17 protein-coding genes are annotated in these 19,458 nt (G+C 64.9%); 11 read left to right on the top strand and 6 right to left on the bottom strand.

Going from position 1 to position 19,458, the window contains the following annotated elements; translation table 11 throughout:
• The first annotated feature begins 119 nt into the window (after positions 1-119).
• Both glcE and glcF read left to right on the top strand, forming a co-directional pair.
• On the top strand, positions 120-1,325 hold the full coding sequence (gene glcE / locus FJ430_RS29455) for a glycolate oxidase subunit GlcE (protein WP_140709107.1): 1,206 nt from the start codon (positions 120-122) through the stop codon (positions 1,323-1,325).
• A 9-nt stretch (positions 1,326-1,334) separates the two neighbouring features.
• Positions 1,335-2,660, top strand: a complete 1,326-nt coding sequence (gene glcF, locus FJ430_RS29450; protein WP_140709109.1) for a glycolate oxidase subunit GlcF — start codon at positions 1,335-1,337, stop codon at positions 2,658-2,660.
• On the opposite strand, the gene FJ430_RS29445 is transcribed toward glcF, so the two are convergent.
• The gene (locus tag FJ430_RS29445) at positions 2,661-3,581 is read right to left on the bottom strand and encodes a bifunctional 5,10-methylenetetrahydrofolate dehydrogenase/5,10-methenyltetrahydrofolate cyclohydrolase (RefSeq protein WP_140709112.1); all 921 of its coding nucleotides are present in this window, start codon (positions 3,579-3,581) and stop codon (positions 2,661-2,663) included.
• A gap of 361 nt (positions 3,582-3,942) precedes the next feature.
• Entirely contained in the window at positions 3,943-4,683 is a 741-nt protein-coding gene (locus FJ430_RS29440) for a L,D-transpeptidase (RefSeq protein ID WP_140709114.1), read from the bottom strand.
• A 208-nt stretch (positions 4,684-4,891) separates the two neighbouring features.
• Between FJ430_RS29440 and FJ430_RS29435 the strand changes: the two genes are divergently transcribed.
• On the top strand, positions 4,892-5,530 hold the full coding sequence (locus FJ430_RS29435) for a DNA-3-methyladenine glycosylase I (RefSeq protein WP_140709116.1): 639 nt from the start codon (positions 4,892-4,894) through the stop codon (positions 5,528-5,530).
• Positions 5,531-5,570: 40 nt separating this feature from the next.
• On the opposite strand, the gene FJ430_RS29430 is transcribed toward FJ430_RS29435, so the two are convergent.
• Positions 5,571-5,954, bottom strand: a complete 384-nt coding sequence (locus FJ430_RS29430; protein ID WP_140709118.1) for a hypothetical protein — start codon at positions 5,952-5,954, stop codon at positions 5,571-5,573.
• A 27-nt stretch (positions 5,955-5,981) separates the two neighbouring features.
• On the bottom strand, positions 5,982-6,209 hold the full coding sequence (locus FJ430_RS29425) for a hypothetical protein (RefSeq protein ID WP_140654032.1): 228 nt from the start codon (positions 6,207-6,209) through the stop codon (positions 5,982-5,984).
• A gap of 215 nt (positions 6,210-6,424) precedes the next feature.
• Here FJ430_RS29425 and hisS point away from each other — a divergent pair, with 215 nt between their 5' ends.
• The 6 genes from hisS (at position 6,425) to FJ430_RS29395 (ending at position 13,715) form a co-directional block, all read left to right on the top strand.
• The gene (hisS, locus tag FJ430_RS29420; protein WP_140709119.1) at positions 6,425-7,927 is read left to right on the top strand and encodes a histidine--tRNA ligase; all 1,503 of its coding nucleotides are present in this window, start codon (positions 6,425-6,427) and stop codon (positions 7,925-7,927) included.
• A 243-nt stretch (positions 7,928-8,170) separates the two neighbouring features.
• Complete coding sequence (locus FJ430_RS29415) at positions 8,171-9,289, top strand: ATP phosphoribosyltransferase regulatory subunit (RefSeq protein ID WP_140709121.1); 1,119 nt, start codon at positions 8,171-8,173, stop codon at positions 9,287-9,289.
• Positions 9,286-9,984, top strand: a complete 699-nt coding sequence (hisG, locus tag FJ430_RS29410; RefSeq protein ID WP_140709123.1) for an ATP phosphoribosyltransferase — start codon at positions 9,286-9,288, stop codon at positions 9,982-9,984. Before FJ430_RS29415 ends, hisG begins: the two co-directional genes overlap by 4 nt.
• A gap of 132 nt (positions 9,985-10,116) precedes the next feature.
• On the top strand, positions 10,117-11,883 hold the full coding sequence (locus tag FJ430_RS29405) for an AMP-binding protein (protein ID WP_140709125.1): 1,767 nt from the start codon (positions 10,117-10,119) through the stop codon (positions 11,881-11,883).
• A gap of 10 nt (positions 11,884-11,893) precedes the next feature.
• Positions 11,894-12,517 carry a poly-gamma-glutamate hydrolase family protein gene (locus FJ430_RS29400; protein ID WP_140709127.1) on the top strand — a complete coding sequence of 208 codons (624 nt, stop codon included), beginning with the start codon at positions 11,894-11,896 and terminating at the stop codon, positions 12,515-12,517.
• 94 nt (positions 12,518-12,611) lie between these two features.
• Positions 12,612-13,715 carry a calcium:proton antiporter gene (locus tag FJ430_RS29395; protein WP_140709129.1) on the top strand — a complete coding sequence of 368 codons (1,104 nt, stop codon included), beginning with the start codon at positions 12,612-12,614 and terminating at the stop codon, positions 13,713-13,715.
• 54 nt (positions 13,716-13,769) lie between these two features.
• Here the strand turns inward: FJ430_RS29395 and FJ430_RS29390 are convergent, their stop codons facing one another.
• On the bottom strand, positions 13,770-14,678 hold the full coding sequence (locus FJ430_RS29390) for a hydrogen peroxide-inducible genes activator (RefSeq protein ID WP_140709131.1): 909 nt from the start codon (positions 14,676-14,678) through the stop codon (positions 13,770-13,772).
• A 174-nt stretch (positions 14,679-14,852) separates the two neighbouring features.
• Between FJ430_RS29390 and katG the strand changes: the two genes are divergently transcribed.
• Positions 14,853-17,066: a catalase/peroxidase HPI gene (gene katG / locus FJ430_RS29385; RefSeq protein ID WP_140709133.1), complete on the top strand. Its 2,214-nt coding sequence runs from the start codon at positions 14,853-14,855 to the stop codon at positions 17,064-17,066.
• Positions 17,067-17,134: 68 nt separating this feature from the next.
• Here the strand turns inward: katG and FJ430_RS29380 are convergent, their stop codons facing one another.
• Entirely contained in the window at positions 17,135-17,812 is a 678-nt protein-coding gene (locus FJ430_RS29380; RefSeq protein WP_140643940.1) for an MIP family channel protein, read from the bottom strand.
• 331 nt (positions 17,813-18,143) lie between these two features.
• Here FJ430_RS29380 and FJ430_RS29375 point away from each other — a divergent pair, with 331 nt between their 5' ends.
• Positions 18,144-19,433, top strand: a complete 1,290-nt coding sequence (locus tag FJ430_RS29375; protein ID WP_140709134.1) for an RsmB/NOP family class I SAM-dependent RNA methyltransferase — start codon at positions 18,144-18,146, stop codon at positions 19,431-19,433.
• Positions 19,434-19,458 lie beyond the last annotated feature (25 nt).

Raw genomic sequence — 19,458 nt, 5'->3', positions numbered from 1 at the left:
CAAGTGGGGGAGATGTCCGGCAGGACAGAGGGGGGCGCGAAGGAACGCGGCCTGTCGCCGTCTCGGGCTTCGCCCGAGTCACCTCTCCCCCGCTTTGCGGGGCGCGAGGAACTGGAGCGATGACCACCTTCACTCCATCCTCTTCCGCCGAAATCCTCTCCACGGTCCAATGGGCAGCGGCGGAAGAAACGCCGCTGGAAATCCTCGGGCACGGCTCGAAGCACGGCATCGGTCGTCCGCTGCAGACCGAGCATACACTCGACCTGTCGAAACTCACCGGCGTCAGCCTCTACGAGCCGGCCGAACTGGTGCTGTCGGCCCGCGCCGGCACGTCGCTCGCCGAACTCGAAAAACTGCTTGCCGAAAACGGCCAGCAATTTGCGTTTGAGCCGATGGACTACGGCCCGCTGCACGGCGGCGAGCCGGGTAAAGGCACCATCGGCGGCCTGCTTGCCGCGAACCTCTCCGGTCCCCGCCGCCTCAAGTCGGGCGCGGCGCGCGACCATATCCTTGGCGTTGCCGCTGTTTCGGGGCGCGGCGAGGCGTTCAAATCGGGCGGCCGCGTGGTCAAGAACGTCACCGGCTACGACCTCTCAAAACTGATGGCGGGAAGCTGGGGCACGCTCGCCGTGCTGACCGACGTGACTTTCAAGGTTTTGCCGGCGGCCGAAACAGAAGTGACCTTGGCCATCCGCGGTCTGCTCGACGATGCTGCGGTCGCTGCCATGGCGCTGGCGCTCGGCTCCAGCGCCGAAGTGTCGAGCGCCGCGCATCTGCCGGAGCGCATCGCTGCGCGCGTCGCCAGCGGCAAGCACGGCAGCGATGCCGCCACGCTGCTGCGGGTCGAGGGGTTTGGGCCTTCGGTCGTCTACCGCATCGAGGCGTTGAAGCAGTTGCTCGGCAAGGCGGGTCCGCTCGAAGAGATCGCGGGCGAGGCGTCGAAGACGATCTGGCGCGATATCCGCGACTGCGCACCCTTCGCCGATGGCGGCGCGCGGCCGGTCTGGCGCGTGTCGATGGCGCCGTCGCAGACGCATCACATGGTGATGGCTCTGCGCATGCAGGCGGCGGTCGATGCCTTCTACGACTGGCAGGGCGGCCTAGTGTGGCTGTCGATGCGCGAAGACGATCCGGAGGCCGAATTACTGCGCGGACTGATCCGCAAGCATGGCGGCGGCCATGCGACACTGGTGCGGGCCGCCGCCCCGCACCGTGTGGCGCTGCCGGCGTTCGAGCCGCAGCCGCCGCATCTCGCGGCATTGTCGGCGCGACTGAAGGGCGAGTTCGATCCCAAGCAGATTCTCAACCCCGGCCGCATGGGTTAGGACCGCGACATGCAGACCAATTTCTCAGCAGCGCAGCTCGCCGACCCACATGTCGCGGAATCGGAAAAGATCCTGCGTAAATGCGTGCATTGCGGCTTCTGCACCGCCACTTGTCCGACCTATGTGACGCTCGGCAACGAGCTGGATTCACCGCGCGGCCGCATCTACCTCATCAAGGATATGCTGGAGAACGGCCGGCCGGCGGACAAGGAGATCGTCACCCATATCGACCGTTGCCTGTCCTGTCTTGCCTGCATGACGACCTGCCCTTCTGGCGTGAACTACATGCATCTGGTCGACCATGCCCGCGCCCATATCCAGGAGACTTACAAACGGCCGCTGCTCGACCGGCTGACGCGCGTCATGCTGGCTTTCGTGCTGCCTTACCCGACCCGCTTCCGCGCCGCGTTGAAGCTTGCCGGGCTCGGCCGGCCGTTCATCGGCTTGTTCGAAAAGCTGCCGGCGCTGAAGCCGGTCGCCGCGATGCTGAAGCTCGCGCCGTCCTCGATCCCGTCGGCATCGCCAATGGCGAAACCGGGCACGCATGCCGGGCAAGGCATACGGCGTGGTCGCGTGGCGATCCTGACCGGCTGTGCGCAATCGGTGCTCGACCCTGCCATCAACGAAACCACCATCTCCCTGCTGACAAGGTTGGGAGTCGAGGTCGTGGTGCCGGAAGGCGAGGGCTGCTGTGGCGCGCTGGTCCACCACATGGGCCGCGAGGATCAGGCCCTTGCCTCGGCGAGGCGGAATGTCGATGCCTGGACGCGCGCCATCGACCAAGGTGGCCTCGATGCCATCATCATCACCGCGTCGGGCTGCGGCACCACCATCAAGGACTATGGCTTCATGCTGCGCCTCGATCCCGCCTATGCCGAAAAGGCCGCGCGCGTCTCGGCTCTCGCAAAAGACGTCACCGAATATCTTGCCGCGCTCGACCTGCCGGAGCCGCTGCGCAAGCCGGGCACGGTCGTCGCCTATCACTCTGCCTGCTCGATGCAGCATGGACAGAAGATCACGCGCCAGCCGAAGGAGCTTCTCACCAAGGCGGGCTTCGTCGTGCGCGAGCCGCGCGAGGGGCATCTGTGCTGCGGCTCGGCCGGCACCTACAACATCCTGCAGCCCGAGATTTCCGCCAAGCTGCGCGACCGCAAGGTGAAAAACATCGAGGCGACAGGCGCGGAAATCGTCGCCACCGGCAATATCGGCTGCATCACCCAGATAGCCTCCGCCGCGAAGCTGCCGGTGGTGCACACGGTCAAATTGCTCGACTGGGCCTATGGCGGTCCGAAGCCGGAAGGCGTTTCCGACAGCGGTTTGATCGCCGCGGAATAACTATTCCGCCGCGAGTTGATCCGGCACGCCGTAGGTCGCGCGGTAGAGCGCGCGCTGGCGGTTGAGCGCCACCATGGTGTTGCGCAAGAGGATCGCGACCGTCAGCGGGCCGACGCCGCCGGGCACCGGCGTGATCCAGGAAGCCACTTCCTTGACGCTGTCGGTGTCGACGTCGCCGACAATACGGGTTTCGCCGTCGGGCCCGACCTCGGAATTGATGCCGATGTCGATGACGGCGGCACCCGGTTTCACCATGTCGGCCTTGATCAGCCGCGGCTTGCCGACGGCGACGAACAGCGCATCGGCGCGCCGCGCATGGGCGGCCAGCGAGCGCGTCATGTGGTGGCACACCGTCACCGTCGCGCCCTCGCTCATCAACAGGAAGGCGATCGGCTTGCCGACGATCTCGGAATGGCCGACGACGACCACTTCGAGCCCCTTAAGCTCGAGGCCGGTCTCCTTGAGCAGTTCGACCGAGGCCGCCGCCGTGCAGGGCGCCAGGTCGAGCTGGTTGTAGACGATGTTGCCGATCGAGGCCGGGTGCATGCCTTCGACGTCCTTCAGCGGATGCACCGCCGCCTGCAGCGTCTTGATCGGGATATGCGCCGGCACCGGCCGCTGGATGATGATGCCGGTGACGCGCGGATCGGCATTGAGGCCGTGGATCGCGGCTTCCAGCTCGCCGGCTGTGATTTCGGCGGAAAAGCGCCGCTCCTCGAAGGAGATGCCGGCAAGGGCTGCCTTGGCGCGCTGGTTGCGCACATAGACATCGACCGCTGCGGTATCGCCGACGGTGATCGAGACCAGCTTCGGCGGGAAACCTTCGGCCGTGGCGATCGCTGCGTCGTCGCGCACCGAAGCGATGATGCGCTGGGCGACCGGGCCGCCTTTCAGGTAGCGGCTGTCGTCAGTCCGGGTCATGGCTGGCACCTCTGCCTTCTGAGGCAATTCAAGGAAAGGCGCGCTGCCGTCCGGAATTGCGTGACTATCAAGATTTGTGCGCTGCAATAGCAGAGGAGCGCCGGGAAATCAGCCCCGAAAGCGAAACCGCCTGCTTTCGGGGCGACTTACCGCGCCCTGCATCAGAAGAAAAACTCAAAAAATGAAAAGGGCAGCGCGATTGCCCGCGCTGCCCCTTCGCGACCGGCCGTATCCCCACACGGCCCGTCCCCCGTAAACTCTGTCATCGGTTTAAGCACATCCCGCGGGATCGTACTATGACTTGGCGGCAACAGCAGGAGACTAAAAGCGCTGCGCCGTCTAACCGGCTGATTCGCTGCGACTATATCACCTCGACCGTGGTTCCGACATTGACGCGCTCGTAAAGGTCGACGACGTCCTCGTTGCGCATGCGGATACAGCCGGAAGACACCGCGCCGCCGATCGTCCAAGGCTGGTTGGTGCCATGGATGCGGTATTCGGTGGTGCCGAGATAGAGCGCGCGCGCGCCGAGCGGGTTCTCGATGCCGCCGGCCAGGTAAGTCGGCAGGTAGCGGCCCTTGGCCGCCTCGCGCTTGATCATCTCCGCCGGCGGACGCCAGTCCGGCCACACCTTCTTATCGGTGATCTTGTGCGTGCCCGACCATTCGAAGCCCGGTTTGCCGGTGCCGACGCCGTAGCGCCGCGCCTTGCCGTTCTTCTCGACCAGGAAAAGGAAGTTCTGATGCGTATCGATGATGATGGTGCCCGGCTTCGCCGGCCCATCATAGGCGACTTCCTGCGGCAGGTAGATCGGGTTGATCTGTGGCCGCATCACCATGCGTTTGGCCGGCTGCTGCACTGCCGCCGTGCGCTGCCGGTCGGGCTGCGCCTCGAACAGGCGGCGCAGCGGCTGCTGCGTTGCCTGCCGGGCCGGGCGCATGATGCCCGGCGCACGGCCAAGCTGCAGCACCCAGGGCGCCGAAAGGTCGGGGCTCACCATGACCGGCGGCATGTCGGCATAGCGGTCATTGGCAAGGGAGGTCGTGGCGCCGGCGGCAAGAATGGCCACCGCGCCAAGCAGGGAACAAAACGCTGTCTTCATCGGAACGCACCTTGATCGTCGAACTCGTCCGGGCGGGGCCTCGGCTTCGCGATCCTTGGCGCGCAGCGGCAAGCAAAGCATGAATCGGAATGCGTAAAATGCCGCTTTGTCAGTAAACCTTTTGGTGTGGTTACCGGCCGGTTCAGGAATCTGGTAAAGCCACCGTAAACTTGGCGCCGAGGCGCGTTAACGAACGGATTTGGTAGCGATGGCGACTGAACATGCCGGTATTCTCGACGGCCCCGACGGCAAGGCGCGCTGCTTCTGGCATGGCAATCTGCCGGACTATCTCCATTACCACGACCACGAATGGGGCCGGCCGGTAACGGATGATCGCCGGCTGTTCGAAAAGATCTGCCTGGAAGGCTTCCAGTCGGGCCTGTCGTGGCTGACCATCCTGCGCAAGCGCGAGAATTTCCGCGAGGCCTTCGCCGGTTTCGACTTCGACAAGGTGGCGGCGTTCACCGACATGGATGTCGAACGCCTGCTCGGGAATGCCGGCATCATCCGCCATCGCGGCAAGATCGTCTCGACCATCAACAACGCCAAACGCGCCCGCGAGATGGTGGACGAGTTCGGCTCCCTGGCCGCGTGGTTCTGGAAGTTCGAGCCGAGCTCGCAGGAGCGGCCCGAAATCGTCGACCTCGCGCATCTGCGCGCCAATCCGACGACGGCGGTGTCGGTCAGGATATCGAAGGAGTTGAAGAAGCGCGGCTGGAGCTTTGTCGGTCCCACCACCGTCTACGCCTTCATGCAGGCCATGGGCCTGGTCAACGACCATCTCGAAGGCTGCTACTGCCGGGCGGAGGTGGAGAAAGAGCGCAAGAGGCTCAAGAGGCCGAAGTAGGGCGCTTTTGCCTTCTCCCACAAGGGTAGAAGGAGAAGGCTCACTTCTCGAACCTGCCCTTATGGCCGCTGCCGTTGATGTCCCAGACAAGGCTCGAGCCGGACACCGTCAGCACCAGTCCGCTGAAGCCGCTGTCGTCGGGCGTGTGATGCGTGGAGGCGGAGCTGCGGCCGGCCGGGATGACCTCGACGGTCGAGCCCTTCCTCACCCAGCAGCCCTTGCCGTACTGGTCGTTGGCGCCATAGGCGAGCGCGAATTCGAAGCTGCCGTCTTTCTTCAAAAGCAGCTCGGAACCGACTTCCATGACGCCGTTCAGGTAATAATGGCCGGCAAGACGGGCATCGCCCGGCTGGCACGCGTTGGCGGCAACGGGCATGCCACAGAAAAGCGCGCCTGCAAGCGCGCCTGCAAATCGCAACTGCATGATGATCCCCCGATCGTTGAATGAAAGTCAGACGCTGCCGGCGCCGGCCAGGAACAGCCCGGCGATGATCGCCGCCACGGCCGCGAAGGCCGGATAGATCACCAGCAGGCCAGTCACCAGCGCGTCGCGGGCGCTCGGCTTGGCCGCCGCAGCCTCGAACGGCCCGGCCGGCTGCTGTGCCGGCTTCAGCGTGCTGCCGGCGGGCCGCAGCCTGGCCGACCTGCCGCTCTCGATCATGTCTTCAGCCGTCGTCATGGCCCCGAACCCCTTGTTTCGACGCGCTTTATGGTCGTCGATTGTGTCGGCAGCATGCCGCGCCGGTGGCGGAATTGTTTCGTTTTTGGTGGGATTTGTTTCAGTTCTTCCTTCTCCCGCAAGGGGAGAAGGGAAGGCGCTAACCCTTGCCGCTCCAAGCCGCATCGTTTAGGAAACGCGCGCTCGAAGTAAGTCACCACTGACTGGAAACCTCCATGGCCGACAAATCGGAAAAGACGAAAGCGCGGCTGCCGCGCGGTTTTGCCGACCGCAGCGCCGAAGACATCCGCGCCGTCGAGAAGATGATGGCGACCATCCGCTCGGTCTATGAGCTCTACGGCTTCGAGCCGGTCGACCAGCCGATGATCGAATACACCGATGCTCTCGGCAAATTCCTGCCCGACCAGGACCGGCCGAACGAGGGTGTCTTTTCCTTCCAGGATGACGACGACCAATGGCTGTCGCTGCGCTATGACCTGACCGCGCCGACAGCGCGTTTCGTCGCCGAGAATTTCGAGCGCCTGCCCAAGCCTTATCGCAGCTACCGTTCCGGCTGGGTGTTTCGCAACGAGAAGCCAGGCCCCGGCCGCTTCCGCCAGTTCATGCAGTTCGACGCCGACACCATTGGTACGCCGGGCGTCGCCGCCGACGCCGAGATGGCGATGATGATGGCCGATGTCATGGAAGCGCTCGGCATCAAGCGCGGCGACTACGTCATCCGTGTCAACAACAGAAAAGTGCTCGACGGCGTGCTGGAGGCGATCGGCCTCGGCGGCGACCAGAATGCCGGCCGCCGCCTGACGGTGCTGCGCGCCATCGACAAACTGGACAAGCTCGGGCCGGAAGGCGTGAGGTTGCTGCTCGGTCCAGGGCGCTGGGATGGCGGCAAGGAAGGCGAGGGCGATTTCGCCAAGGGCGCCGGGTTGAATGACAAACAGGCCGAAGCGGTGCTTCTTGCAACGGCGAGGAACGGCCAGACGGCCCAGGATTCAAACGTCAATGCCAACGCTGTCTATCAGGAAGGCGTCGGCGAGCTCGCAACGATCGAGGCTTTGGTCAGGGCCGCAGGCTATGGCGAAGACCGCGTCGTGATGGATCGGTCCGTCGTGCGCGGGCTCGAATACTACACCGGCCCGGTCTTCGAGGCCGAGCTTCTCGCCGAGATCCCCAATGACGAAGGTCAAATCGTGCGCTTCGGCTCGGTCGGCGGCGGCGGGCGCTATGACGGGCTGGTCTCGCGCTTTCGCGGCGAGCCGGTGCCGGCGACAGGCTTCTCCATCGGCGTCTCACGCCTGATGACGGCGCTGAAGAACCTCGGCAAGCTCGACGTCTCCGATGTCATCGCGCCCGTCGTGGTGCTGGTCATGGACAAGGATACGGAAAGCCTCGGCCGCTACCAGAAGATGGTTGCCGACCTCCGCGCCGCCGGCATCCGCTCCGAAATGTATCTCGGCGGCGCCGGCATGAAGGCGCAGCTGAAATACGCCGACCGCCGCGGCAGCCCGGTCGCCATCATCCAGGGCGGCGACGAGCGCGCCAAGGGCGAACTGCAGATCAAGGACCTGATCGAAGGCGCCCGCATGTCGGCCGAGATCACCGACAACGCCGAATGGCGGGCGGCACGGCCGGCGCAGGTGACGGTGGCGGAAGGCGAACTGGTCGCCGAGGTGAGGAAGATCCTGGCGGCGCAGGCCGAGGAGCGGGCACGTGGGAAGTAGAGGCCGTGTTCTGTCGCGCCCCCCTCTGTCCTGCCGGACATCTCCCCCACAAGGGGGGAGATCAGATGTCGCGCCGGCTTTCGCCAATTTTGAACGTTGCAAAAAGAGGCGCGGAGCCCGAGCTGCCGATCTCCCCCCTTGTGGGGGAGATGTCCGGCAGGACAGAGGGGGGCGCCGTGGAACGCCAACCGTCGGACGACCTCCTGGTCCCAAATCAGGGGGTCGCGGAATGGAGTCGGCAAGTTGACCACCCGTCCCGCCATCGCCGCCGACATCGTCAAACTCTTCGCCACCCGCGACACCCACGCGGTCGAAGTCGCCGTGCTGCAGCCGGCCGATCCGTTCCTCGACATGGCGGGCGAGGATTTGCGCCGCCGTATTTTCCTCACCGAAAGCGAAACCGGCAAGACGCTGTGCCTGCGGCCCGAATTCACCATTCCGGTCTGCCTCGACCACATCGCCAGCCAGGCCGGCACGCCGCGCCGCTATTCCTATCTGGGCGAAGTGTTCCGCCAGCGCCGCGAGGGCGGCAATGAATTCTTCCAGGCCGGCATCGAGGACCTCGGCGATCGCGACACGGCCGCCGCCGATGCCCGCTCGCTGGCCGATGCGCATGCGCTGCTTTCGCTGGTGCTGCCCGGCCAGACACTTGCCGTCACGCTCGGCGACCAGACCCTGTTCGAGGCCGTGCTGGCCGCCCTTGGCCTGCCGCGCGGCTGGCGCATGCGGCTCGCGCGCGCCTTCGGCTCGGCGCCGATGCTGGAGGCAGCCCTTGCCGACCTCGCCAATCCGCCGCGCAACAGCCAGCTCTCCGGCCCCGTCGCCTTGCTTGTGCTCGACGGCGATGCGGAAGGTCTTGCCTCGCATATCTCTGCCGGCATCGAGGAGGCCGGGCTGTCGGCATCGTCCGGCCGCGCGCCTGCCGACATCGCGCGGCGCCTGATCGAGAAAGCGCAACTGCGCAGCGTGCGGTTGTCCGACGAGGCGTTTTCGGCGCTGAAAGGTTTTCTCGAGATCGACGTCGCGCTCAGCGGCGCGACCGCGGCGCTCGAGAAATTCGCCGCCGATGCCGGCCTGTCGCTGGGACCGGCGCTGGAGAATTTCGCCGCCCGCGCCGAGGCGATCGAGGCGCATGGCCTGTCCTCGGCGCAAATCCGCTACGACGCCGCCTTCGGCCGTCCGCTCGATTACTATACCGGCCTGGTCTTCGAGATTGCCGCCGGTGACGGCGACCGCCCGCTGGCCGGCGGCGGCCGCTACGATCGGCTGCTGACGCTGCTCGGCGCCAAGAAGCCGATCCCCGGCGTCGGCTTTTCGGTTTGGCTCGACCGTATCGAAGCCTTGCGGGAGAGCGCGAAATGATCACGCTGGCGATCCCCTCGAAGGGCCGTCTCAAGGAACAGTCGCTCGAAGTGCTGGCCAAGGCCGGCCTGGCCGTCACGCTACCTGAGGACGACCGCAAATACCGTGCCCGCATCGACGGTCTCGACAATGTCGAGGTGGCCTTCCTGTCCGCGTCCGAGATCGCCGGCGAGATCGGCCAGGGCGCGGTCGATCTCGGCATCACCGGCGAGGACCTTTTGCGCGAGAATCTCGCCGATTGGGAAGCGCGCGCCGAGATCGTCGCCCGCCTCGGCTTCGGCCATGCCGATGTCGTGGTCGCCGTGCCCGACATCTGGCTCGATGTTGATACCATGGCCGACCTCGACGATGTCGCCGCCGATTTCCGCCAGCGCCACGGCCGGCGCTTGCGGATAGCTACAAAGTACTGGCGGCTGACGCAGCAGTTCTTTTCACTCAAGCACGGCATCCAGGTCTACCGCATCGTCGAAAGCCTCGGCGCCACCGAAGGCGCGCCGGCGGCGGGACTGGCCGACGTCATCGTCGACATCACCACCACCGGCTCGACGCTGCGCGCCAACCACCTCAAGGTGCTGGGCGACGGCGCGATCCTGAAGTCGCAGGCCTGCCTGGTGGCGTCGAAAAAGTCTCGAGATGCAGCCGACGAGGCGCAGTTGCGCGACATTGCCGCAAAAATGGCCGCGCTGGTCGCCTAGAGCAATTCCAGGAAAAGTGTGAAGCGGTTTCCGTCCGGAATTGCGTCAAAGAGCTTTAGCCACCTCTACCTTCGGCGGGTTTCCACCGCCTTTGCGGGCTGATAGGCTCGATCATCCCGGGAGGAGACGGCGATGGCGATCAAACTCGACGAGCTCATGAACGCCACCAATCTGCGCGGGCGCGGCGCCAGCGGCACCTTCATTGCCCCGCTGGGCGGCAAGGCGCATGTATCGGGCGATCGCTTGGTGCCCCTGCTCGACAAGACCATTCCCGAACTGTTTTCCGAAACGGTGAGCAAATACGCCACGCTCGACGCCGCCGTTTTCGTTGGCCAGGACAAGCGCTTCACCTGGAGCGAGCTCTCGGACGCGGTCGACGCCTTGGCCGCCGGCTTTCTGGCGCTGGGTCTGGAAAAAGGCGACCGCGTCGGCATCTGGTCGCCGAACCGTTGGGAATGGCTGGTGACGCAGTTCGCCACCGCGCGCATCGGCCTGATCCTGGTCAACATCAACCCGGCCTACCGGCTGACCGAGCTCGAATATGCTCTCAACAAAGTTGGGTGCAAGGCGCTCGTCACCGCCGCCCAATTCAAGACATCCGACTATCTCGGCATGATCGGAACGCTTGCGCCCGAGCTCGCCGCCGCCGAGCCCGGCAAGCTCAAGGCCAAGAAACTGCCGGCGCTGAAGATCGTCGTCCGGATGGGCGACGACAATTCGCCCGGCATGTTCAATTTCGGCGATGTGCTGGCCATGGCCGGGCGTGATGAACATGACAGCCTCGACCGCATCTCCGAAGGCCTGAAGCCCGGCGACGCCATCAACATCCAGTTCACCAGCGGCACGACGGGTGCGCCGAAGGGCGCGGCGCTGACGCATTCCAACATCGTCAACAACGGCAATTTCGTCACTTCGGCGATCAGGCTCACCGTCGACGACCGGCTCTGCATCCCGGTGCCGCTTTACCATTGCTTCGGCATGTCGATGGGCACGATGGGCTGCGTCTCCAAGGGCGCCACCATGGTTTTCCCGGGCGAGGGCTTCGATGCCGGCGCGACGCTGAAGGCGGTCGCGCAGGAGCGCTGCACCGGGCTCTATGGCGTGCCGACCATGTTCGTCGCCATGCTCGACCATGTCGATTTTTCCAGCTTCGATCTCTCCAGCCTGCGCACTGGCATCATGGCCGGCTCGCCATGCCCGATCGAGGTGATGAAGAAGGTCGTCTCGCTCATGCACATGGCGCAAGTGACCATCGCCTATGGCATGACGGAGACCAGTCCCGTCTCCTTCCAGAGCAGCGTCGACGATCCGCTGGAAAAGCGCGTCTCCACCGTCGGCCGCATCCACCCGCATGTCGAGGTCAAGGCGATCGGCACCGACGGCGCCACCGCCGCGGTCGACGAGCCTGGCGAGCTCTGCACGCGCGGCTATTCGGTGATGAAGGGCTATTGGGACGACGCCGACAAGACCCGCGAGGCGATCGACGCCGACGGCTGGATGCACACGGGCGACCTCGCCACGATCGACGCCGAGGGCTACTGCAACATCGTCGGCCGGGTGAAGGACATGGTCATCCGCGGCGGCGAGAACGTCTATCCGCGCGAGGTCGAGGAATTCCTCTATCGCCATCCCAAGATCAAGGAAGTGCAGGTCTTCGGCATTCCCGACGACAAATATGGCGAGGAGCTCTGCGCCTGGATCGTGCTGAAGCCCGGCCAGATAGCCACCGCCGAGGAGATCAAGGCCTTCTGCGCCGGCCAGATCGCGCATTACAAGGTGCCGCGCTACATCCGCTTCCGCACCGAGCTGCCGATGACGGTGACCGGCAAGCCACAGAAATTCCTGATGCGCGAGGCGATGGTGGAGGAATTGGGATTGGTGGCGCAGAAGACGGCGTGAAACGGCATTTATGGACAACGAGTTTCCCAACTTTGCGGCGCTGAAAGCCGCCAAAATCGAAAACATAGATTATCGCATAGTAGTCCGGCGCGGCGCGCGAACCGGCAGTGCCATCGTCATCGCCCCGCATGGCGGCAAGATCGAGCCCCGCACCTCCCTGATCGCCGCGACGATAGCAGGAGGCGATCTCGATATGTATTGCTTTGAAGGCCTCATGCCGGAAAGCAACCGGGAGCTGCACATAACATCCAGGAACTTTGACGAGGCAACCGCGCTGGAACTGTTGCGGACGAAGTCCACTGTCGTTGCTATCCATGGTCGCCAGGATCGGGATGATCTCGCGACGATCTACATGGGCGGCAAGGACGCCGCGTTGGTTTCAGAGATAGCCTGGCGTCTGGGGGAGGCCGGCTTCCAGACAAAAAAGGATAACCATCCGTTTCCGGGTATCCAGGATTCGAACATCGTCAACCGAGGACTGACGGGCAAAGGCGCACAGCTGGAAGTGCCCTTCTCGCTGCGCCGTCGAATGGGGAACGAGTCGGAACTTCTGAAAAGATTCTGTGGGGCGGTTCGCAAGGCCATCGAGGCATTCGACGCCGGAAATGATGCCCCGTCCTCAATCGTGTTTTGAACGGTGCGCTTGGCGGGCAAAGATGCCCATGAGAGGTGCTCCCTACGCGCTTTTCCGCTAAGTTGGCGCAAACGCGTGGCGTTCGGGGGCTTGAATGACTGGTTACGGGCGGTCGGTGACTTCCTACACAATGCCGTTGGCCGCGCTGGTGATGGCTCTCGCGGTCAGGGCCAGCGGCCTCTCGGTCGACGAAGGGTCGCTGAACGCCAGGATACTGGTTGGAGCGCTGTCGAGCGCCATCATGTTCACCACCATTTTCGTGGTGCTCGACCACGCCGAGGCGCTCGCCCGGCGCATAGGGGAGCCCTACGGAACCCTGGTGCTGACTTTTGCGGTGACGGCAATCGAAGTGTCGATCATCGTCTCGATGATGCTGCATGGAGCAAACAACCCCACACTGGCGCGCGAATCCGTTTTCTCGACGGTGATGATCACCTCCACTGGCGTTGTCGGGATATGTCTCACGCTTGGCGGCTGGCGCTATCGCAAGCAGGCGATCCTCCGGCAAGGGACAAGCGCCTACCTGTCGGTTCTGATCGCGTTGACCGTGATGACGCTTATTCTTCCGACCTACACCCAGGCCACGGGTCCCGGCACGTTTTCGGCGGCTCAGCTTGGTTTCGTCAGCGTCCTTTCGGTGCTTCTCTATGCGAGCTTCGTGTTTGCCCAGACCGTCCGGCACCGGGAGGACTTCGTCCAGGGACAGGCGCACGACGTTCCGATGCGAACCGCCTCCCACGACAGCATTTTCGTCAGCGCCCTGCTGCTGCTGAGCGGGCTCATCGGCATTGTCCTGCTCGCAGAGCAGGTCGCCGCGAGCGTGGAGGATGCGCTCGCGGCCTATAAGGTGACCCAGGCCGACAGCATCGTGGGAGCAATGATCGCGGCACTGGTTTTGATGCCGGAGGCGATCTCGGCGATCCGCGCCGCCTTCAAGAATGAGCTGCAGCGCAGCCTGAACGTCGCGATGGGCTCGGCCTGCGCCACGATCGGCTTGACGATACCGGCGGTCGCGGCCGCCAGCCTGCTGACGGGCAGGGGCCTGACCTTGGGGCTCCCGGCGTCCGATGCCGTGCTTCTGGTGCTGGCGCTTTTCATATGCAGCGTAAGCTTCAGCACCGAAAGAACGACGTTCCTGACCGGCATGGTGCACGTCGTGGTGTTTTTCACCTATGTGTTCCTGATCTTTGTGCCGTGAAATGGTTGCAGCCTGCCATCAGGCGCAGGGATAGAAAGCGCCTCGAAAGGCGCCTCACATCCTCAGCACCGCCCTATCCAGCCCGCGTATGATCCGCGCCAGCTCCACGCACTCGTCCTGACGCACCTTGTTGCGCCGCCAGGCCATGCAGATCATGCGCTGCGGCATCGGCTCCTGGAACGGCACGATCCTCAGATCCGGCATGACCCCGGCGGCACTTGCCGCCATTTCCGGCACCAGCGTGACGCCGAGCCCATGCGCCACCATCTGCAGGAGCGTCGTCAGGCTGGTCGCGCCGTAGCTTGCCATCGCCACCGGCCGCACATTGCCGCAGACGGCCAGGGCCTGCTCGCGCAGGCAGTGGCCTTCCTCCAGAAGCATCAGCCGCTCAAGCGCCGGGCTCTCGGGCGGCACCGGCGGCGAGGCGAAGGCCGGATCGCCGGCGGGAACCGCGAGGAAGAAGCGGTCGGGAAACAGTTCTTCGGTGACGATTTTCGGCTGCTCAAGCGGCAAGGCCGCGATGAAGGCGTCGAGCCGGCCGGACGTCGCGTCCTCGACCAGCGACGCGGTCACCGCTTCGCGCAGTTCGAGCTGGAGGGAAGGGTAGTGCTTTCTGAACTCCGGCAGCACATGCGGCAGGAGGTAGGGCGCGACCGTCGGGATGATGCCCAGCCGGAAGCGTCCCTCCATGGTAGGGCGGCCGCGCCGGGCAGTCGTCTCGACGTCACGTATTTCGGCCAGAATGCGCTCGATACGCGGCTGCAGGGCAAGCGCCTCGTCGGTCATGCGCACCGTCTTGCCGCCGCGCTCGAACAACAGGCAGTTCAGCCGCTCTTCCATCTCGGCGATCTGCGCGGAAAGGGCCGGCTGGCTGACGCCGGCAAGCTTCGCTGCGCGGCCGAAATGCAGCGTCTGCGCCAGCGCGTCGAAATATTGCATCTGTCGGACGGTGAGACCAATCATAAGAAAATCCTATCAAATGAAACAGGAAAGGCAATTTGTCTTTATCGGCTGGCCGGCCTAGTCTGGAATCATTCCAGGTTGGCGCGGCCAGCGGCCGCCCCCGAGAATTTCGGGAAAAATCAACCTCGGCAAAATTCAACCTCGGCAAAAACCTCTGCAGAATCGGAGACTAAGATGGACGCCAAAACCGACGACAACAGCGCTGGCAAATGCCCAGTGGCGCATGGATCCGCCGGCCGGACCAACCGTGACTGGTGGCCGAACCAGCTTGACCTTGCCGTCCTGCATCAGCAGTCGAACCTGTCGGACCCGATGGGCGAAGATTTCGACTACGCCAAGGAGTTCGCGAGCCTCGACCTCGATGCGGTGGTCAAGGACCTCACCAAGGTCATGACGGATTCGCAGGATTGGTGGCCGGCCGACTTCGGCCATTACGGGCCGCTCTTCATCCGCATGGCCTGGCACAGCGCCGGCACCTATCGCATCGGCGATGGCCGCGGCGGCGCCGGTGCCGGCCAACAGCGCTTCGCGCCGCTGAACAGTTGGCCGGACAACGCCAATCTCGACAAGGCGCGCCGGCTGCTGTGGCCGGTCAAGCAGAAATACGGCCGCAAGATTTCCTGGGCCGACCTTCTGATCCTCACCGGCAACGTCGCGCTGGAATCGATGGGCTTCAAGACCTTCGGCTTCGCCGGCGGCCGCGCCGATGTGTGGGAGCCGGAGCAGGATGTGGACTGGGGCTCCGAAACCAAGTGGCTCGGCGATGAGCGCTATTCGGGCGACCGTGAGCTTAGCGGCCATCTCGGCGCCGTGCAGATGGGCCTCATCTACGTCAACCCGGAAGGCCCGAACGGCAAGCCGGATCCGATCGCCGCGGCGCGCGACATCCGCGAGACCTTCGGCCGTATGGCGATGAACGACGAGGAGACCGTGGCGCTGATCGCCGGCGGCCATACCTTCGGCAAGACCCATGGCGCCGGTGACGCCTCGCTGGTGGGTGCCGAGCCCGAAGGCGCGGGCATCGAGGCGCAAGGCCTCGGCTGGTCGAGCAAATACGCCTCCGGCATCGCCGGCGACGCCATCACCTCGGGCCTCGAGGTCATCTGGACGACGACGCCGACCAAATGGAGCAACAACTTCTTCGACAACCTGTTCAATTACGAATGGGAGCTGACGAAGAGCCCGGCCGGCGCCCATCAATGGACGCCGAAGGCCGGCGCCGGCGCCGGTACCGTTCCGGACGCGCACAACCCCTCCAAGCGTCACGCGCCGGCGATGCTCACCACCGACCTCGCGCTGCGTTTCGACCCGGCCTACGAGAAGATCTCGCGCCGCTTCCACCAGCATCCGGAACAGTTTGCCGATGCCTTCGCCCGCGCCTGGTTCAAGCTCACCCACCGCGACATGGGCCCGGTCGTGCGCTATCTGGGTCCGCTCGTGCCGAAGGAAGAGCTGATCTGGCAGGATCCGATCCCGGCGATCGACCATGAGCTGATGAGCGGGGCCGACATCGCTTCGCTCAAGGCCAAGATCCTGGCCTCCGGCCTCTTGGTCTCGGAGCTGGTCTCGACCGCCTGGGCTTCGGCCTCGACCTTCCGCGGCTCGGACAAGCGCGGCGGCGCCAATGGCGGCCGTATCCGGCTTGAGCCCCAGAAGGACTGGGAGGTCAACCAGCCGGCTCAGCTCGCAAAGGTGCTCAGTAAGCTGGAAGCGGTCCAGAAGGAGTTCAATGCGGCGCAGACCGGCGACAAGAAGGTCTCGCTCGCCGACCTCATCGTGCTCGGCGGCGCCGCCGCGATCGAGAAGGCGGCGAAGGACGGCGGCACCGAGGTGACAGTGCCCTTCACGCCGGGCCGCATGGACGCTTCGCAGGAGCAGACGGATGTCGCCTCCTTCGCTGCCCTGGAGCCGAAGGTCGATGGCTTCCGCAATTATGCTCGCGGTCGGTTGCCGATGTCGGTCGAAGCGATGCTGGTCGACCGCGCCCAGCTCCTCACGCTGACGGCGCCCGAACTGACCGTACTGGTCGGCGGCCTGCGCGTGCTCGGCGCCAATGCCGGCGGCTCCAAGCATGGCGTCTTCACCGACAGGCCGGGCACGCTGACCAATGACTTCTTCGTCAATCTGCTCTCGATGGCGACCGTGTGGGATCCGGCGGCCGGCTCAGAGCCGGGCTCGGACGAGGTCTACGAAGCGCGCGACCGCAAGACCAAGCAAGTGAAGTGGACCGGCACCCGTGCCGACCTGATCTTCGGCTCGCACGCGCAGTTGCGCGCGCTCTCCGAGGTCTACGCCTCGGCCGACGCCAAGGCGAAGTTCGTCAAGGATTTCGTCAAGGCCTGGACCAAGGTGATGAACGCCGACCGCTTCGACATCGCCACGAAGTAAGATCGCATCCTCCCAACGAAAAAGGCGCGGGTCATGCCCGCGCCTTTTTTTGCATTTATCCAGAGCTATCAGTCTTTTTCGAAGATGCCGGCCTTGGCGACGACGCCGGCGATCGCTCCGCCGATCAGCGGCGCGACGATGAACAGCCAGAGCTGGCTGAGCGCAGCACCTCCCGAAAACAGCGCCGGGCCGATCGAGCGCGCCGGATTGACCGAGGTGCCGGTCACCGGGATCATGGCGAAGTGGATCCCCGCCAGCGTCAGGCCGATGACCAGGCCGGCAAAGGCGGTGGTGTGCTTGGCGTTGGTGACGCCGAGGATCACCGTGACGAAGGTGAAGGTGCCGATCAGCTCCCACAGGAAGGCCGAGCTCATGCCCCATTTCGTCTCGTCCCAGCCATTGGCGCCGAAGCCGCCGGTGTGGCCGCCAGCCTGGCCCGATACGATGATCCACAGCGCCAGCGAGGCGATGATGGCGCCGATGACCTGCGCGATCCAGTAGGGGACGACGTCCTTGGCCGGCATCCGCCCCGCCAGGAACACGCCCAGCGTCACCGCCGGATTGAGATGCGCACCCGAGATCGGGCCGATCGCATAGGCCGCGGCGATCAGACCGATGCCGAACGCCAGGCCGATGCCTTCCTGTCCGAGCGGCAGCGCGCCGCCGAAACCGCCCGTGACCACGGAGGCGGTGCCGATGAACACCAACAAAAATGTGCCGAGAACTTCTGCCAGATAAGTCTTCATTGCCCTCTCCTTGTCGGACCCGCCAAACCGCGTTTCCCGCGCCGCGAATCACTGGTGGAAGAGTATTCCTGTGGACAACACTTGCAAAGCTGGGAGGTTAAGCCGGTCGGCTTTCTTGCAGGCGTCAATCAAAACATTAGAAGTCTTTCATGTTCTGATCGATTGTTCTTGTTTCCCGGCCACACCTCTCGCCATGGAAAAACCGTTCGGCCAAATCGTCCGGTCTTGAAACGTCATTTCATCGGCAAACCGAATGGAACTGTTTCAATCCTGGCCTGAAAGGCTTTAAGAGCGGGCTGGACCCGATTTGTAAACAGCTACGGAAAACAGGATGCGACTGGGCGGAAGGCTGGCGGCGGCGATAGAGATTCTGGAAGACATCGGCCGGCGTCACCGGCCGGTGGCCGACGCCCTGCGCGACTGGGGCCTGTCGCATCGCTTCGCCGGTGGCGGCGATCGCGCGGCAATCGGCAACATCGTCTATGACGCGCTGCGCCGCAAACGCTCGGCCGGCTGGCTGTTCGGCGAGGACACGCCGCGCGCCATCGGCTTTGGCGCGCTTCTGTTGGAATGGGGCCAGACGGCGCAGTCACTCAACGACGCGCTCGATGGCGACAAATTCGCGCCGCCGCTGCTCGACGCCGGCGAGCTGAAGGCAGCCGCCAGCCGCAGGCTGGCCGACGCGCCCGACGTGGTGCGGGCCGATATCCCGGACTGGTGCGCGCCGCTGCTCGAGCGAGCCTATGGCGAGGCCTGGGTCGAGGAAGGCGCCGCCCTGGCGCAGCGCCCGCCGCTGGATCTGAGGGTCAACACGCTCCAGGCCGATCGTGCCAAGGTGCTGGCCGAGCTCCAGGGCACGGGTGCCGCGCCGGCGGCGATCGCGCCGCACGGCATCCGCATCCCGCCGATCGACGGCGACGGCCGGCACCCCAACGTGCAGGCCGAGCCGGCCTTCCAGAAAGGCTGGTTCGAAGTGCAGGACGAGGGTTCGCAGCTTGCCGCGGCACTTGCCGGCGCCGCGCCCGGCATGCAGGTGCTCGACTATTGCGCCGGCGCCGGCGGCAAGACGCTGGCGCTGTCGGCCGAGATGGACAATCGGGGCCAGCTCTTCGCCCATGATGCGGAGAAGGTGCGGCTGGCGCCGATCTTCGAGCGCATCCGCCGTTCGCACAACCGCAACGTCCAGGTCGTCAGCAAGCCCGCGGAGCTTGCGCCGCTCGCCAACCACATGGATATCGTGCTGATCGACGCGCCCTGCACCGGCAGCGGCACCTGGCGGCGGCGTCCCGACGCCAAATGGCGGCTGACCGAGAGGCAGCTCGATGCCCGCAAGGGAGAGCAGCAGGCGATCCTCGACACCGCGCAGGCCTTCGTCAAGCCGGGCGGTTTGCTGGTCTACATCACCTGTTCGGTGTTCGATGCCGAGAACGGCGAGCAGGTCGCGGCCTTCCGCGAGCGCCATGAAGGCTTTGCGCCGGTCGATCATCGTCAGCTCTGGGATGGCCGCTTCCCTGGTCATGAAGGGGCCGCACGTATCGGCGAAGGCGGCGGCATCTCGCTGTCACCGGCGTTGAGCGGCACCGACGGGTTCTATTTCCACGCCCTGCGCCGGGCTGCTTGAAGACAACCGGCTTTTGCTGCGCTGC

The organism is Mesorhizobium sp. B2-8-5 (assembly GCF_006440675.2).
In the GTDB taxonomy this organism is placed as follows: domain Bacteria; phylum Pseudomonadota; class Alphaproteobacteria; order Rhizobiales; family Rhizobiaceae; genus Mesorhizobium.
Note: the sequence above shows the minus strand (reverse complement) of the source record. Positions and strands in the feature narration are given on the sequence as shown.